Source organism: Paenibacillus sp. NPDC055715 (assembly GCF_053617595.1).
The window spans coordinates 65,041-81,844 of the sequence record NZ_JBSHGA010000006.1 but is presented as its reverse complement, the minus strand read 5'-3'; the positions used below and the strand labels follow the sequence as shown (position 1 = coordinate 81,844).

Annotated in this window: 13 protein-coding genes and 1 pseudogene; 13 read left to right on the top strand and 1 reads right to left on the bottom strand. The window is 50.2% G+C overall.

The features are described 5' to 3' along the window. The first annotated feature begins 35 nt into the window (after positions 1-35). The 13 genes from ACWGOO_RS12005 to ACWGOO_RS11945 all read left to right on the top strand — a co-directional run bounded on the left by ACWGOO_RS12005 (position 36) and on the right by ACWGOO_RS11945 (position 16,096). Positions 36-935, top strand: a complete 900-nt coding sequence (locus tag ACWGOO_RS12005) for a YitT family protein (RefSeq protein ID WP_452483634.1) — start codon at positions 36-38, stop codon at positions 933-935. 269 nt (positions 936-1,204) lie between these two features. Continuing rightward, positions 1,205-2,254: an N-acetyl-gamma-glutamyl-phosphate reductase gene (gene argC, locus ACWGOO_RS12000; RefSeq protein WP_452483632.1), complete on the top strand. Its 1,050-nt coding sequence runs from the start codon at positions 1,205-1,207 to the stop codon at positions 2,252-2,254. Positions 2,255-2,361: 107 nt separating this feature from the next. Further along, complete coding sequence (gene argJ / locus ACWGOO_RS11995) at positions 2,362-3,588, top strand: bifunctional glutamate N-acetyltransferase/amino-acid acetyltransferase ArgJ (protein ID WP_452483630.1); 1,227 nt, start codon at positions 2,362-2,364, stop codon at positions 3,586-3,588. 80 nt (positions 3,589-3,668) lie between these two features. Next, positions 3,669-4,508 (top strand): acetylglutamate kinase, encoded by an 840-nt coding sequence (gene argB / locus ACWGOO_RS11990; RefSeq protein ID WP_452483629.1) that lies wholly within the window; start codon positions 3,669-3,671, stop codon positions 4,506-4,508. Between the two features lie 53 nt (positions 4,509-4,561). Then, complete coding sequence (locus ACWGOO_RS11985; RefSeq protein WP_452483627.1) at positions 4,562-5,824, top strand: acetylornithine transaminase; 1,263 nt, start codon at positions 4,562-4,564, stop codon at positions 5,822-5,824. A 43-nt stretch (positions 5,825-5,867) separates the two neighbouring features. Next, entirely contained in the window at positions 5,868-6,824 is a 957-nt protein-coding gene (argF, locus tag ACWGOO_RS11980) for an ornithine carbamoyltransferase (protein WP_452483626.1), read from the top strand. 112 nt (positions 6,825-6,936) lie between these two features. Next, positions 6,937-8,172, top strand: a complete 1,236-nt coding sequence (locus ACWGOO_RS11975; RefSeq protein WP_452483625.1) for an argininosuccinate synthase — start codon at positions 6,937-6,939, stop codon at positions 8,170-8,172. An 89-nt stretch (positions 8,173-8,261) separates the two neighbouring features. Beyond that, the gene (gene argH / locus ACWGOO_RS11970; RefSeq protein WP_452483623.1) at positions 8,262-9,674 is read left to right on the top strand and encodes an argininosuccinate lyase; all 1,413 of its coding nucleotides are present in this window, start codon (positions 8,262-8,264) and stop codon (positions 9,672-9,674) included. Between the two features lie 529 nt (positions 9,675-10,203). Further along, a complete protein-coding gene (locus tag ACWGOO_RS11965; protein WP_452483621.1) occupies positions 10,204-10,455 on the top strand; it encodes a hypothetical protein in 252 nt (83 codons plus the stop codon). Further along, positions 10,448-12,910 carry a glycosyltransferase family 2 protein gene (locus tag ACWGOO_RS11960; protein WP_452483619.1) on the top strand — a complete coding sequence of 821 codons (2,463 nt, stop codon included), beginning with the start codon at positions 10,448-10,450 and terminating at the stop codon, positions 12,908-12,910. The genes ACWGOO_RS11965 and ACWGOO_RS11960 overlap by 8 nt, the downstream gene beginning before the upstream one ends. A gap of 23 nt (positions 12,911-12,933) precedes the next feature. Beyond that, entirely contained in the window at positions 12,934-13,941 is a 1,008-nt protein-coding gene (locus ACWGOO_RS11955; RefSeq protein WP_452483617.1) for a glycosyltransferase family 2 protein, read from the top strand. Continuing rightward, positions 13,904-14,323: a GtrA family protein gene (locus ACWGOO_RS11950; protein ID WP_452483615.1), complete on the top strand. Its 420-nt coding sequence runs from the start codon at positions 13,904-13,906 to the stop codon at positions 14,321-14,323. The genes ACWGOO_RS11955 and ACWGOO_RS11950 overlap by 38 nt, the downstream gene beginning before the upstream one ends. A gap of 141 nt (positions 14,324-14,464) precedes the next feature. Continuing rightward, on the top strand, positions 14,465-16,096 hold the full coding sequence (locus ACWGOO_RS11945) for an ArnT family glycosyltransferase (protein WP_452483613.1): 1,632 nt from the start codon (positions 14,465-14,467) through the stop codon (positions 16,094-16,096). Positions 16,097-16,215: 119 nt separating this feature from the next. On the opposite strand, the pseudogene ACWGOO_RS11940 reads toward ACWGOO_RS11945, so the two are convergent. Then, positions 16,216-16,686: pseudogene (locus ACWGOO_RS11940) on the bottom strand (alpha/beta hydrolase); the annotation flags it as partial. Positions 16,687-16,804 lie beyond the last annotated feature (118 nt).

The window sequence follows — 16,804 nt, the reverse complement described above, 5'->3', positions numbered from 1 at the left end:
ACACGGTATTTTTAAAATAAAGGAGAATACGAAAGATGTCCCCAATGAATCTCCCCACTGCTCGGCGAAGGCGCCGTAAGCCTTTGATTGCCGCCAGTGGCCCCGCTCGCAATGTGATGGATATTCTGCTCATTGTGCTCGGCTCTTTCATTACGGCGCTGACCTTCAATATGTTCCTGCTTCCCAACCGAATTGCATCCGGGGGTGTGTCGGGTTTATCTATTTTGGGCGAGGACCTGTTTGGTCTGGAACCAGCTTATACGCAGTGGGGAATGAATATTCCGTTATTTTTAGCGGGGGTGCTGTTGTTAGGAAAGAAATACGGTTTGCGTTCCCTGCTGGGGAGTATCATGCTGCCGTTATTTGTGTACGTAACTAAGGATTGGGCAGTTCCGACAACGAATCCGCTGTTGGCTTCGCTGTATGGTGGAATTGGAGTAGGATTGGGATTGGGCACTGTGTTCCGGGGCAGAGGCTCGACGGGTGGGCTGGCTATTTTGGCGCAGATCATTCAAAAATATTCCGGCCTCAGCCTATCACTCTGCGTCATGCTCATGGATGGCACGGTCATCACACTGGCTGGTTTTGCTCTATCGCCGGAACGGGCGCTGTATGCACTGATTGGTTTGTTTGTAACTGGCAAGGTCATTGATGCTGTGGAAATGGGGTTAAGCTACTCCAAAGTGGCCTATATCATATCCAATCAGAAGGAAAAGATCGCACAGGCTATTTTACAGGACTTGGATCGGGGATTGACGGAGCTGGCAGGACGAGGCGGTTATACGAACGAAGAACGCCCTGTACTAATGGTTGTCGTAGGCCAAAATGAGGTGACCCGTCTCAAAACGCTTGTTCGCTTGGTAGATCCGGATGCTTTTGTGATTATTAGTAATACGCGTGAAGTATTGGGTGAAGGGTTTAAGAAAGAAGGCTAAAAACAGGATGACTTGTCGGGAGGCAGGGGTTTAGCTAATAAATAGGGGGAACTCCGTTTTTGCAAAACGAGGTCTCCCTTTTTGTATTTATACAGGTTCTGATAGGAACTTCGACATCAAGTACAGCAAATGGATAATCTAAATGAATATCCATGCATGAGACAATCATTTCAAATTTGGGTGAATAACTTTACATGAGTATGTTGTATTTATATTAATAATATCGTATAATAATACATATTTCATAGGAACGGAATGGAGGAAGGTCTGTGAGCAGCAAGCTAAAAGTGGCAATTGTCGGTTCCACCGGGTATGGCGGGGTGGAGCTCATTCGGTTTTTGGTTCATCATCCGCAGGTGGAGATCGTATCTGTTATTTCTTCGTCCAACGCGGGTGTTCCGATCAGTGACGGGTTTCCACATCTGACGGACATTGTGGTTCAGGATTTGGACGGTGTCGATATTCAAGAGATTGCTGCCAAGGCTGATCTGGTTTTCACAGCTACACCTTCTGGTGTCAGTACCAAGCTGGTGCCGCAGCTGCTGGATGCCGGATTGAAGGTCATTGACCTCTCCGGGGATTTCAGACTGCGAAGCGGGGAAACGTATGAAGCATGGTATAAAAAGCCTGCGGCTTCACCCGAATATCTCAAGCAAGCCGTATACGGACTCAGCGAGGTGCATGCAGAAAAGCTTGCTGGCGTCTCTTTTATTTCTAATCCGGGTTGCTACGCAACGGCTACCTTGCTGGGAATTATCCCTGCGTTGAAGGCGGATTGGGTCGACCATCGGACGCTGATTGTAGATGCCAAATCCGGGGTATCCGGCTCTGGCCGGGGAACAAGTCTCGTTTCGCATTATGCGGAGATGAACGAGAATTTTAAAGCCTACAAGATTAACAAGCACCAGCATATCCCTGAGATCGAACAGGTATTGGGCGATATTGCGGGTGAGGATGTTATGGTTACGTTTACGACGCAATTGGTTCCGATGACCCGAGGAATTATGAGTACGATCTATGTCACATTAAAGGGTAAACATACAGATCAGGATCTCATTGGGTTATACCGGGATTATTATAAAGACCATCCTTTTGTCCGTGTGCGCGGTGAAGGTATATGGCCAGCAACGAAGGAAGTATTTGGCTCCAATTACTGTGATATCGGCTTTGCAGCAGATGCACGGACCGGGCGCCTTACGATTATTTCGGTCATTGATAATGTCGTGAAGGGTGCCGCCGGACAGGCGATTCAGAACTTAAACTTGATGATGGGATGGGAGGAGAACCTCGGACTGGGCTTCATACCGGTATATCCGTAAGCAGCAAGTAGCCGCAATATGGAAACGGGAAACGTAAGCGGGCGGGAATGGATTCGCAAATGGAAACCGTTACTTATAGAAAGCGTCGCAGACGAGGGCACACAATTATGGGCAAATCAGGGTTTACAGTAGTAAATGGGGGCAATATCGTAACTCCGCGCGGCTTTACAGCCGGAGGATTGCACTGCGGACTTAAAAATACGGACCGCAACGATCTCGGCGCGATTCGCTGTGAGGTAGAGGCGACGGCTGCTGCGGTATACACCACCAATGTATTTCAGGCTGCACCACTCAAAGTGACTCGCGAAAGTCTCGTGGATGGTCGACTGCAAGCGGTCGTGGTGAACAGCGGGAACGCCAATGCCTGCACCGGACAGCAAGGAGAGCAGGATGCTTACGCTATGCGCTCGGCTGCTGCTCGTGAGTTGGGTGTTGCGGAGAGCAATGTAGCCGTTGCATCGACGGGCGTGATTGGCGAGCATTTAAAAATGGACCGTGTGCTTGGCGGCATATCCGCATTACTTGGCCGTGTGAACGGGGAAAGCGACGGAGCGGAGCAATTTACCCAAGCCATTCTGACGACGGACTTGGTTAAGAAGGAAGTATGCGTGGCGATTGAAGTGGATGGTATGACCGTACACATCGCCGGGGCAGCAAAGGGCTCAGGCATGATTCATCCGAACATGGCGACGATGCTGGCTTTTATGACCTGTGATGCCGTGATTGAGCAGACTGCACTTCATCAGTTATTGAAGCAGGCAACGGATACCAGCTTTAATATGATAACAGTAGATGGGGATACGAGCACGAACGATATGCTGATCGCGATGGCAAGCGGGCTGGCGGGTAACCGTGAGCTGCACGCAGGACATCCCGATTGGGCTGCTTTTGCCGAGGCGTTCACCTATATCTGCCGTGAGCTGGCGAAGGCGATTGCCCGCGATGGGGAAGGCGCTACGAAGTTGGTAGAGGTGTCCGTGAGCGGCGCGGTAAGCGATGCATCTGCTCAAGCGATAGCGAAGACAGTGATTGGGTCCAGTTTGGTGAAGTCGGCCGTTTTTGGTGCTGATGCGAACTGGGGCCGGATTATTGCCGCTGTCGGACGGGCCGGAGAGCCGATCAATCCAGATACGGTAGACATCCGCTTGGGTGATATTGTTGTGCTGAGCGCGTCCAGTCCGGTCGCTTTTGATGAAGACGAGGCGCTCTCCTATCTACGGGGAGATACGGTGCGGATTATTGTGGATTTGCATCACGGGAACGGAACCGCCACAGCATGGGGCTGTGACTTAACCTACGATTATGTGCGGATTAACGCTGCGTATCGGACATAGATAGCGGAATAAACACGGATGTGAATCTAGCATTATTGTAAAATGGCATGGACTGCGCAGAGGAGAAAAGGGGAGATTATATGCAATCGGCAGTGGAAAACGCGGATCAAGCAAATCATGCGGGATTGGCGCGTCGTAATTTTGTGATGAAATGCGGAGGAAGTACGCTGGCTGCGTTGCCTGATTCCTTCTTTGGCGATCTGGCCCGCTTACAGTCGGAAGGCCTTCAACCTGTTATTGTACATGGCGGCGGCCCTGCGATCTCCGACAATTTGGCGAAGTTGGGCATCGAAACGGAATTCATCAATGGATTGCGTAAAACGACCGAGCCTGTGCTGGATGTCGTGGAAATGGTGCTGGCGGGCAGCATTAACAAGCAGATTGTACGCAGGATCGGAATGCATGGAGGTCGAGCGCTCGGATTGTCGGGCAGTGATGGCTATTTAATCGAGGCAAAGCCTGTGTCGAATGCCGCAGAGATCGGCTGGGTCGGAGAAGTAACGTCCGTTCAGGCTTCGATTATTACAGGTGTGCTGGATATGAACTATATGCCTGTTATTGCGCCTATCGGGATTGATAGATCCGGTCAGCGCTACAATATTAACGCAGATACAGCGGCGGGTGCGGTGGCCTCTCATCTTGGAGTCAGCTGGATGATCGTCGTTACGGATGTACCGGGCATATTGAAGAAGATCGGCGGAGAGAAGAAGGTACTGGAATCCATCACCGTGCAGGAGATTGAGGACATGATCAGCACAGGTGAAATATACGGCGGCATGATCCCTAAGGTGAGAGCGGCTATAGCCTGCATCCACGACAAAGTGAAGGAAGTCGTCATTGTGAACGGCAGCGAACCGCAGGTACTGAGCCGGGTGCTAGGTGGGGAAGCCATTGGAACGCGCATCGTGCGCATGCAGTAATCATCCTATACAAACCAATCTATAAAACAAAGCGAAAAAGGAGCGTGAACATAATGAGCAAGGAGCCAAATACGCTGGTGAGCATCGAAACGCCGGGTACGGACGGAGCCGTTGCCGGGGCACAAACCGAAAAGGCAGCAGCACAGACAGAAAGCTCTCTTTTTCCAACCTACGCAAGATACCCGCTTACACTGGTCAAAGGACAAGGAAGCTGGCTGTGGGATGATCAGGGCAAGCGTTATCTCGATTTCATGTCAGGCATAGCGGTTACCAATCTTGGACATGCGCCACAGGCTGTAGCCGAACGCTTGAAAAAGCAGATTGATGAACTATGGCATGTATCCAATCTGTTTCATATTCCGGGGCAGGAACGGGCCGCCGCTCTACTGACTGCCAATAGCAGCGCAGATGCCGTGTTCTTCTGCAACAGCGGCGCAGAAGCGAATGAAGCTGCGATCAAGCTGGCGCGTCGTTATCACCAGAAGGTGAAGCAGACCGGACGCTACGAGATCATTACGTTCACGCAATCCTTCCACGGACGGACGCTGGCTACCTTGACTGCTACGGGTCAGGATAAAGTAAAAGAAGGCTTTTTACCGCTTCCAGTCGGATTCAAAAGCGTTCCTCTCCATGATCAAGCTGCGCTCGAAGCGGCGATTAGCGAGAATACGGCTGCAATCATGCTGGAAATGGTGCAGGCAGAAGGCGGAATGTATCCGGTCGAACCTGCTTTTGTAGACGTGATTACAAAGCTTTGCAACGAGCATGGATTGCTTTTGATCATTGATGAGGTACAGACGGGCATGGGGCGCACAGGCAAGCTGTTTTCCTTTGAGCATTACGGCATAGAGCCAGATATCTTTACGTTGGCGAAGGGGTTAGGAAGTGGTTTTTCCGTTGGTGCGATGCTGGGCAAAGGATATTTGCGTGAAGCGTTCACAGCGGGTAGCCACGGCTCTACCTTTGGAGGTACTCCGCTTGCTATGGCAGCGGTTCAGGCGACCATTGAAACAATTATTGATGAAAAACTTCCAGAGCGTGCGGCTGAGCTGGGCGAGTATTTGTTCCAAAGTCTGCAAAAGCAGCTTGGAGAGATTCCTTTTGTAAAGGATATCCGTGGAAAAGGTCTGATGGTCGGCGTTGAGTGTGCTGAGCCTGTGACGGAACTTGTTTTGGCAGGCCAAAAGAAGGGCATTCTGTTCATTACCGCAGGACCGAACGTGGTTCGCCTGTTGCCTAACCTATATGTAACGAAGGATGAAATAGATCAGGCTGTAGCACTTATTACTGAGTTGATTCAGGAGCATATTGCTTAGGTGGTTAAACTACCTAGATTAGAGGGTAAAAGGAGACGATAGCATGAGCCAGGGCGGGGCATTGCAGCAAATGAACTTGAAGGGGCGGGACTTCCTTGAGTTGGACGACTACTCGACCGAAGAAATTCAATATTTAATTGATCTCGCCATCGAAATCAAGCGCAAGCACAAAAATGGAGAAACCTATCAGCCGCTGAAGGGGAAAACGATCGGACTGATTTTCGAAAAATCCTCTACACGTACGCGAGTATCTTTTGAAGTCGGCATGTTTCAATTGGGCGGGCATGCCCTTTTTCTCAGTAAAAACGACATTCAACTAGGACGCGGTGAGCCTATTAGTGATATGGCACAGGTGATGTCTCGTTATCTGGATGGCATTATGATCCGCACCTTCGGACACGATAATGTGGTAGAGTTGGCGCGTTATGCATCTGTTCCTGTGATCAACGGTTTGAGCGATTTGGCGCATCCGTGTCAGGTGCTGGCTGATTATCAGACATTGTATGAGCAGAAGGGCAAGCTTAAAGGGCTTAAATTGGCCTACATCGGGGACGGCAACAATATGGCGCATTCCCTGTTGATTGGTGGAGCAAAGCTTGGCGTGCATGTATCGATTGCAAGTCCTGCTGGATATGAGCCTGATCCGAGTGTTGTGGCAGCTTCCCATGAGATTGCCAAGCAAACTGGCAGTGAGATTGTGATTACCCAAAGTCCGCAAGAAGCTGTAAAGGATGCAGATGCGATCTACACAGATGTATGGGCGAGCATGGGCTTTGAGGAAGAGCAGAAGGAGCGGGAGCTTGCTTTTGCCGACTTCCAAGTGAATGAGGAGCTGGTTAAGCTGGCGAAGCCGGATTATCTGTTCCTGCACTGTCTACCTGCGCATCGTGGCGAAGAAGTGAGCGCAGGTGTAATCGACGGACCGAATTCAGTGATTTTTGATGAGGCTGAGAACCGTCTGCATGCACAAAAAGCATTGATGGTTGCTTTGATGGGATAAAGAAGGTATGTTTTATGGTTAGAAAGATTGCATTTGTAGAAGATGATCTGTAGATTAGATGCAGATGTGAATGAACGATAGTGGCTAGAAGCATTCGGGGAGGACTTCAATCATGGCAAAGGAAAAAATCGTACTCGCATATTCCGGCGGTCTGGATACGTCGGTCATTTTGAAATGGCTTAAAGAAACCTATGACGCTGAAATTATAGCGTTTACCGCAGATATCGGACAGAAGGAAGAGCTGGACGGTTTGGAGGAAAAAGCGCTCGCTACCGGAGCCTCCAAAGTGTATATTGATGATCTGCGTGATGAATTCGCCAAGGATTTTATTTATCCGATGTTTCAGGCAGGTGCTTTGTATGAAGGACAATATTTGCTCGGAACGAGTATTGCACGTCCATTGATCGCTAAACGGATGGTGGATATTGCGATTGCAGAGGGTGCAACAGCTATCGCTCACGGTGCGACAGGCAAAGGCAACGATCAGGTCCGCTTCGAGCTGAACGCGGCAGCGTTGACGCCGGATATCAAGGTGATCGCACCTTGGCGGCTGGAAGAGTTCCGCAGTCAATTCCCGGGCCGGGCAGAAATGATTGCCTATGCGGAGAAACACGACATTCCGGTAACCGCTTCTGCGGCCAAACCATACTCCATGGACCGTAATCTGCTGCATATCAGTTATGAAAGCGGCGTACTGGAGGACCCTTGGTTTGATCCGAGCGCTCCTGAAAATAAGGAAATGTTCTTGCTCAGCAATGCGCCTGAGGATGCTCCTGATGAAGCGGAATATTTGGAGCTGGAGTTTGAAGCAGGAAACTGTGTTGCATTGAACGGAGAGCAGTTAAACCCGTTGCAGGTTATGGAAAAGCTGAATGAGCTGGGCGGCAAGCATGGTATCGGACGTGTGGACATGGTGGAGAACCGTTTTGTCGGCATGAAGAGCCGTGGAGTGTATGAGACGCCGGGCGGTACGATCCTGTTCACAGCTCATCGTAAAATGGAGTCCATCACGATGGATCGCGAGGTCATGAATCTGCGCGATAGTCTGATTACCCGTTATGCTACGCTGGTCTACAACGGTTTCTGGTTCGCGCCGGAGCGTGTGGCTTTGCAGGCACTGGTTCATGAGAGCCAGAAGAATGTCAGCGGTACCGTGCGCGTGAAGCTGTACAAAGGCAACATTATTGGCGCAGGTGTCAAAAGTCCGGTCAGCTTGTACAACCCGGATATTGCGACAATGGAAGCCGATCCGACACAAGCCTATGACCAAGGGGATGCAACAGGCTTTATTCGCTTGAATGCTCTGCGCTTGAAGGTCAATGCGGGAGTAGCCAAAAATAATAAATAAATGAGTTAACCTAAAAATGTACGGGATGCGGGCCGTCCTTGTCCAAGCGACGAGGGCGGCTTGTATTGCAGAGAGGGGATCTTGCAAAAATGAGTAAGCTATGGGGCGGACGTTTTACGAAGCAGACCAACAAGCTGGTAGAGGAATATACGGCTTCTATCGGATTTGATCAGGCGTTGGCGGAAGAAGATATTCAGGGTAGTTTAGCTCATGTGGCTATGCTGGGCAAATGCGGGATTATTCCGCAGGCCGATGCAGATACGATCAAGGAAGGACTTCACACGGTATTGGAGCGTATCCGCCGTGGGGAGATTGAATTTTCGGTTTCGGACGAGGATATTCACATGAATATCGAAAAGAATCTGATCGAAGCGATTGGTCCGGTTGGTGGAAAGTTGCACACCGGGCGTAGCCGTAATGACCAAGTGGCAACGGATATGCACTTGTATTTGCGCGGACGTGTGGTGGCATTGGTCGGTATGCTGCATGATGTACAAGCCGCACTGATCGGGCAGGCGAAGGATAATCTGGGTACGATTGTACCCGGATATACGCACTTGCAGCGGGCGCAGCCTATTTTGTTCGCACATCATTTGCTGGCTTATGTGTCAATGCTGGAGCGTGACATTGACCGTCTCAAAGACAGCTACAAGCGGATTAACGTGTTGCCGCTCGGTGCTGGCGCTTTGGCCGGAACCACTTTTCCGATAGACCGTCATTTTGTAGCAGAGCAATTGGGTTTTGACGGAGTTTATGAAAATAGTCTGGATGCCGTTAGCGACCGGGACTTTATCGTAGAGTTTCTGGCCGGAGCTTCGCTGATCATGACGCATTTGTCGCGTCTAAGCGAAGAACTGGTGCTGTGGAGCAGCACGGAGTTTGGCTTCGTTGAGCTGGATGATGCCTTTTGCACAGGCAGCAGCATTATGCCGCAGAAGAAAAACCCTGACGTACCGGAGCTGGTACGCGGTAAAACCGGACGCGTCTATGGCAATCTCGTTGGACTGCTGACCGTATTGAAATCCTTGCCGCTGGCGTACAACAAGGATATGCAGGAGGATAAGGAAGGCATGTTCGATACTGTTGCAACGCTGGAAGGAGCTTTGCAGTTGTTCGCACCGATGATCGCGACGATGAAGGTGAACAAGGATCGCATGCGCCAAGCGGTCAATCAGGACTTCTCCAATGCGACGGATATTGCAGACTTCCTCGTGGAAAAAGGATTGCCGTTCCGTCAGGCGCATGAGGTTATTGGCAAAACGGTGCTGTATTGCATCCAGCATGGCAAGTATTTGCTTGATCTGACACTGGAGGAATTCCAGCAGTTTTCCGATTTGTTTGACGACCGCATCTATGAAGTGCTTCAACCGGAAACGGTGGTTAACGCCCGGAATGTATACGGTGGAACTGCAACCGGGCAGGTACAGGCAGCCATCGGACGCAGTGAACAGCTACTGAGCAGCACATCTACATGGTTTGAAGGGCACAAACGGAGTAACTAATCAACCCAAAGAAACATTATTCTCTGCATAGCAGCGGGACGTTGTGTAGAATTTGATCGTTTAGCACATATAGTAGGATATCAAGATAGTAAGGGCACCGTTCGCGGTGCTTTTTGGCTTTTCAAGGTATTCGGAGGATATTTGGCTTTAATAGTGATCTGAACAATGATAGATTGCGTAAGATTTCCTGGACAGGTGCAACCACGAGAATTATAAAATAGTTCTATACACCTATGTATGCATTAGTGTGAAAGTTTCTAGAATTTACATTATTGTATACCTACTCCTACTACGAATATGCTAAAATAGCACTAAGTTTTTAATTGAATTTCCAATTCATCAGGACAGAACTGGTATCAAATGAATAAATGTCAGGTTTTGAGGAGTCTCTTTTGATCAGAAAATGTTCATATGTGTAAATTAAGGGTTTAAATGAGAATAGGAGAATGACCTACTTTTCAGGAAAACGTAAGACTATAGATGCAGGGACAGATCAAGAGGCAGAGTCCGGACGGTTCAGGGAGGTATTATGAGAAGTAAAAGAATGGCGCGGCAGTTAAAGAGCGCATGGATCGGTTATCACGCTTCTGACGCCGATCAACTGGTGTCTTCGTTGCACGAGGAGCGGATACAGGTGGAGAAGTTGCTGCGCGAGGAACGGGAGCTTTTCCACGCGGCGCTGGAACGGAAGAAGCAGCGGGACGCGGAGTTGAAGCAGCTGCTTGCGGATGCGCTCGCAGAAGAGCGGCGTTGGATTGAAAGGGCGGGAATCCATGGGTGACAGGCTAAGGTGGCAGGTTGGGGGAGTTTCAATTCCCCAAACGAAGAAAAGAATAAAAGAAGAGCGTCAGCAGATCGCTCGACTGGAGCAGCAGATGGAGGCCCAGCGGACGGAGCAGGCCCCAGTGCTGTACAAGCTGGATTTTCATATTGAGGAACTGGAACGGCGGCTTCAGGATACGGAACTGCGCATCCAGGCATTACAGAGCGCAGCGGCTACGGCAGCCGCGGTGGAGCAATTGCTGGATGAGAGTGCGCAGGATGAACAAGCACAGGAGGCGCAAGTCCAATATGCTAGCGCTCAACAGGAACAGGCTGCGGCAGAAGCCGCCTTGGGAGCGGTCTCCGGCGTTTCTGGTTCGGCAGATGGAGAGGCCGCCACGGGAATACAGAACGTACGGAACGGCAAGGCCCGCCTGGGAGACCAATTGGTGGACAACGGCATAATTACCCGCGCTCAGCTTACCGACGCGATCCGAAACCAGAAGCGTTATGGTGGCAGACTGGGAGACATTTTGGTAGAGATGGGCTTCATTACCGCCGATCAGCTACATGAGCAGGTGGACGGTGATGAATCCAAAGAGCGACTGGGCGACATGCTGGTACGTTCCGGCTATATTTCACCAGAGCAACTAGAGCGCGTACTGGAGTTCCAAGCGAAGAGCGGTGGGCTGCTCGGCGACATTTTGCTGTCATTGCAAATGCTGGAGCCTGCGGATTTGTACCGTGCCATTGCCACACAAAACCGGATTGGACGGATTGGTGAGGAATTGGCGCTGGATGCAGCCTACAAGCTGCCGGAGCAGGTGGCGATGGCTTATGGCGTGGTCGTCATTCACCAATATATGAACCGTTATATTGTGGCGGTCAGCGACCCGTTGCCGGAAGAGCGGCGCTTGAAGCTAGAGGAAATCCTCGGCATGCCAGTGGAGCAGGTGCTGGCGACCAAGGAAGAGATGGAGCAGCTCTGGGGTAAGATCTACGGTGAAGAAATGATGCAGGAGAGCACGACCGGATTGCTGGAAAAAGAGCCGCATAATTCGGCGCGTACGACCTTTACGAAGGGGCAGCTGTGGGTGTTCGCGGCGATGGGCGTGATTACGCTGCTCGGTCTTTTCTGGAACAGCTGGAATACGGTGCTGATCATCAATATGCTGATTCAGCTGTTTTATTTTGCCATGACGCTATTTAAATTCGGTATTATTTATCTCGGTTCCCGGCGTGAGGCGCAGCTTCGCTTCACGAAGGAAGAGGTCGACGCCATGGATGAGAAAAAGCTGCCGATCTATACGATTCTCGTACCGATGTACAAGGAGGCGAGCGTGCTTCCGATGCTGTTGCGGAATTTGGAGCAGCTTGATTATCCAAAATCCAAGCTGGATGTGCGGCTGCTGATTGAAGAGGACGATATGGAGACGATTGAGCTACTTCGTGAAATGAAGCTGCCTGCCTATTACACGACCCTGGTCGTCCCTGATGGCTTGCCGAAAACCAAGCCGAAGGCGTGCAACTACGGACTCATCCGGGCGCGCGGCGAGTTTGTCGTCATTTATGATGCCGAGGATCGTCCCGACTCCGACCAGCTTAAAAAGGTCATCGCGGCGTTTGACTCGCTCCCTGAGCATTATGCGTGCATTCAGGCGAAGCTTAACTATTTTAACAGTACGCAAAATTTGCTGACCCGCTGGTTCACGCAGGAATACAGTATGTGGTTCGAACTGTTGCTGCCGGGTATTATGCAGTTAGATACGCCCATTCCTTTGGGCGGAACATCCAATCATTTTCGGGTATCCATACTCAAAGATATCAATGCGTGGGACCCCTACAATGTAACCGAGGATGCCGATCTGGGTATACGTCTGTATAAAGGCGGTTACAAAACCGCCATTGTCGATTCCCGTACATGGGAGGAAGCGAACAGCCGCGTAGGGAACTGGATTCGTCAGCGGTCACGCTGGATCAAGGGATATATGCAGACATGGCTGGTTCATATGCGTAATCCAGTGAAGCTGGTGCGTGAGGTGGGCTGGAAAGGCTTTTTTGGCTTTCAGGTAATGATTTTGGCGACACCGATGCTGCCTTTGCTGAATCCGATTTTTTGGGGATTGCTGATTTTATGGTTTGGTTGGGAAATGGCCTTTATTCCCAAGCTGTTCCCGGGTTATGTGTATTACCTGGCCAGCGCGGAATTTTATATCGGAAACTTTTTGTTCGTATTCAGTAACGTGGCCGGAATGTACTGGGTCATCGGGGAACTAGAAGAGCGTGGTGAACGTACATTCTCATATGCGATGGTCAAATACGGGCTGCTCTCGCCGCTGTATTGGGTACTTATGAGTATTGCCGCGGTGAAGGCTGCTTGGCAGCTCATTACCAAACCGTTCTATTGGGAGAAGACGACGCATGGTCTGACCGATATGCATGACTTGGATGATGCTCCCGCACAGTCCTCCTGAATATGAAGAAAGAAGGAGCAAGAATGGAGACAAAAACACCTTTTTTATCCGTTGTCATTCCCATGTATAATGAAAGCTCTCATCTAGAGCGTTCACTCAAGGTGATTGATGGGGTGTTGTCAGTGGTCACTTCACACTATGAGCTGATTGTCATAGATGACGGTTCCAGAGACGACACGTGGCTTAAGCTATCCGAATTGTCCCGCCGTATGCCTTCTTTGCTCGCACTTCGGCTTAGCCGGAACTTCGGCAAGGAGCTGGCGTTGTGTGCAGGTCTAGAAAACGCCTCCGGTGATGCCATCATCGTCATGGACGGAGATTTGCAGCATCCTCCTGAGATGATCGGGGAAATGGTGCGTTTATGGCAGGATGAGGGTTACGATCTGGTCGAATGTGTGAAGGAATTCCGGGGAGAAGAGTCAATGAGCAAAAAGCTCGGGGCTTCATTGTTCTACGCGACCTTGAACCGTTTGACGGGCTTTAACCTCAAAGATGCCTCGGATTATAAACTGCTGGATCGCCGGGTAGTGGATGCCTGGATGGCGATGCCTGAGCGGATTCCGTTTTTTCGCGGAATGACGGCATGGCTTGGTTTCCGTAAAACCCAGATTTCGTTCCGGGTGGCTCCACGGGAGAAGGGCCCCAGCCGCTGGAGTCCGTTTGGGCTGATCCGGCTGGCAGCGGAAGCAATTGTTTCGTTTTCAACCGTGCCGTTGCGGCTAGTAAGTTTAATGGGACTCATTTTTATGCTGATTTCAGTTATATTGGGAATTCAAACCTTGGCGCACAAATTAACGGGTACCGCTGTGACTGGTTTTACAACTGTTATTTTGCTGCTCCTGATTATCGGCAGTATATTGATGCTGTCCATCGGAGTGGTAGGAGAATATATCGCCGCCATATATCACGAAGTCAAAGCCAGACCCCGTTATCTGATTGCAGACAAACGGGAGAACGCTGACCGATTGTGGGTGGACAGGGAGTTTAATCAATATGATCAGACGTTCATATCTAAAGTATCCAATCATTAAATATGGTATTGTGGGGATGCTGGGTACAGGTATCCATGTCGGTGTACTTGTACTGCTGGTGGAAATGTTCAGGGTGCCTGCGGTAATGGCTACTACGATAGGATTCGTAGTCACGCTGCTGGTATCGTATGTGCTGAACCGGAACTGGACATTCGAGCCTACCGGGGAGGGAAGCCGCACCCAATTTCTTAAATATTTGTTGGTCTGCTCCTGTGGTCTGCTCTTGAATGCAGGTCTCATGTACGCAACCATTCACTGGATCGGCTGGCCGTATCTGATCGGTGAGGTATTGACCACCATCATCGTGCCCGTTCATAATTATCTCTGGAATCGCTATTGGATCTTCTCCGTTCCACAACAGCTTCAGAAAGAGACTTCATGATTTTGAGAAAAAACATGATAAAGAGCTGCGATAATTGTATTTCTGGCAGCAGAGTAGTCGCGGTTGGGTTGATCCGGCTGTATGATGGAAAGTACGGCTACAGCCGCATCGCCGCAACAAGTTTGAGGGGGAACGAGAGGAATGTCCTTTCACAAATGGTCTGCAAGCAGATGGATGGTTATAGGTCTGTTTGTGTTTATACTTGCGCTGGAGCTGTCCGCAGGCATGTATTTCAGCTACGTTCTGGGATACATGCATACGGACGCGCTCAGTCGCGTAGCCAATGCATTTTATGTGCTGTATAGCCGTGATCCGCATTTGGGTGCCATCGGATTCATCTGGAATCCGTTGCCCAGTCTTTTGGAATTGGTGATATTACTGCTATATCCATTATTTCCAGCGTTAGCATCTTACGGATTGGCGGCTGTCATTCTGAGTGCTACCTTTGCCGCTTTGACAGCTGTGTTGCTGTATCGGGCGGGTGTAAGAACAGGGCTTAGCTCGGGAATGAGCTGGATGCTGGCGCTGCTCTATGCGCTGAACCCGTTTATTTTATTGTTCGGTGCCAACGGGCTGAGCGATTCGCTATACATATATTTTATTATGATGACGGTGATTGAATTTGCGCTGTGGCTCAAGGACCGCATGACGGCGAGGCTGATCGTATCCGGATTAGCGCTTGCCATGGCGTTCTGGACTCGGTATGAGGCAATACCCCTCGGTCTGGCGATAGCAGGCGGTGTGGTTGTGGCCGTTCTGTTTTTTCACCGGAACATGGGCAGACGTGAACTGCCTTTACGGGAAAAGCTACATAAGGTCGAGGCGACTTGGATGCTTCTCCTGCTGCCCGTTGTCTTTTCCGGTCTGCTGTGGATTTTCTTTAACTACCTCATTATGGGAAATGCCTTTTATTTCCTCAATTCGGAGTATTCCAACACGGCGCAATCGGCAGAGCTGCTAAATGATGATAAATTTGTGGAAATCTTTAACCATCCGTTAGTTGCCTTGAAATTTATTGCTTCCAAAACCCTCTGGTATTCCGTGCCGCTGTTCGCTATCCTGTTCATTCGGCTGTTAAGCGGGCGGCTGTTGCGGTGGGGAACGCTGATTATTTTGCTGTTGTTCCTGTCTGTGCCGGGTTTACAATTTTTACTCATGATGAAGCAATCCTCATATGGATGGTTCCGCTATTTTATGTACGTGTTTCCGATTACGGTCGCCTGGCTGCCGTATGAGCTGAGTCAGCTCCAGGGTAGAGCGCGGCGGGCGGCCTTTGGACTGGTGTCCGTCAGTCTGGTGCTTACGGCCGGATTACTCTCCTATGCACTGACTCGTCCGGATATCGCGCCGGATGAGAACAGCTTCCTCACACGAACAGGTAATGTGAATTATGTGAGACAGGAAGCGGACCGGAAAATTGCGGTCTGGCTGGATGAACATTTGCCAAAGTCAACCATTATGACCGATTCGGCCTCAGCCTACACCATGATCGTGTACAGCCAGTACCCGAAGCGTTTCCTGATTACGAGTGATTATACGTTTAATAGGGCATTAAGCTATCCGCAGGAAAGCCACGTGGATTATATCCTTGTACCCCAGATCAAGTCGGGCATGCCACTGAGTAAGATCAACATGGTGTATCCGAATTTGTATGAAAAAGGAGCGCCCTGGGTTCAGCTGGAACGCGAGTTTAACGGGGAATGGCGCTTGTACAAAGTGCTACCCAAGTCACAATCCGAATCTCCATCTACGGCTACGACGACAGCTCCTTGATGTGTGGCAGGACCCTAAATATGGGTTGGCATATTGCTTCATAACCAATACCCGCAGCTTACCCACTTCGCCAGGATACGGCGAGGGAAGCTGCGGGTATTTTTTACACCTATTTCCCGCCCCTTGTGCGGCAGCCGAGCGAGTACATCCTGAATTTTCGCGTCCCAGTATCTCCATTCATGAGTCCCTGGACCCTCTTCGTAGGTCAGTGGAATCCCGGTAGTATTGCACGCTTTACGAAAGGTCTGGTTTCCCTCGTACAGAAAATCCTCCGTACCACAGCATTGGTAGAGCCGGGGGAGTGAAGTTCCCAAGGTTGCATAACGTTGTAGCAGCTCCAGCAAGTCATGATCGGTTCCGCGTATTTCATCTGGACCGAAAATGTAGCTCCATTCCGCCGAACTCATCACTCTATGAATAGGATCGATGCGTGCCGCATGTAAATCCATCACCCCCGAGAGACTGGCCGCGGCTGCAAAGCGCTCTGGATGCTGGAGTGCTAGTTTGAAGGCACCGTACCCGCCCATGGAAAGACCCGCCACAAAATTGTCTTCCCGCTTGGCGGATAAGGGAAAGAAGGAACGTACATATCCAAGCAAATGACTGGTCATTAAGTCCTGATTCCCATTTATCCTACATAAGGACGGGTTGTGGTTATATGGGGCGATTTTTTTAATTTGGGGGTTTATTTAAATTTGATTTCTGGTA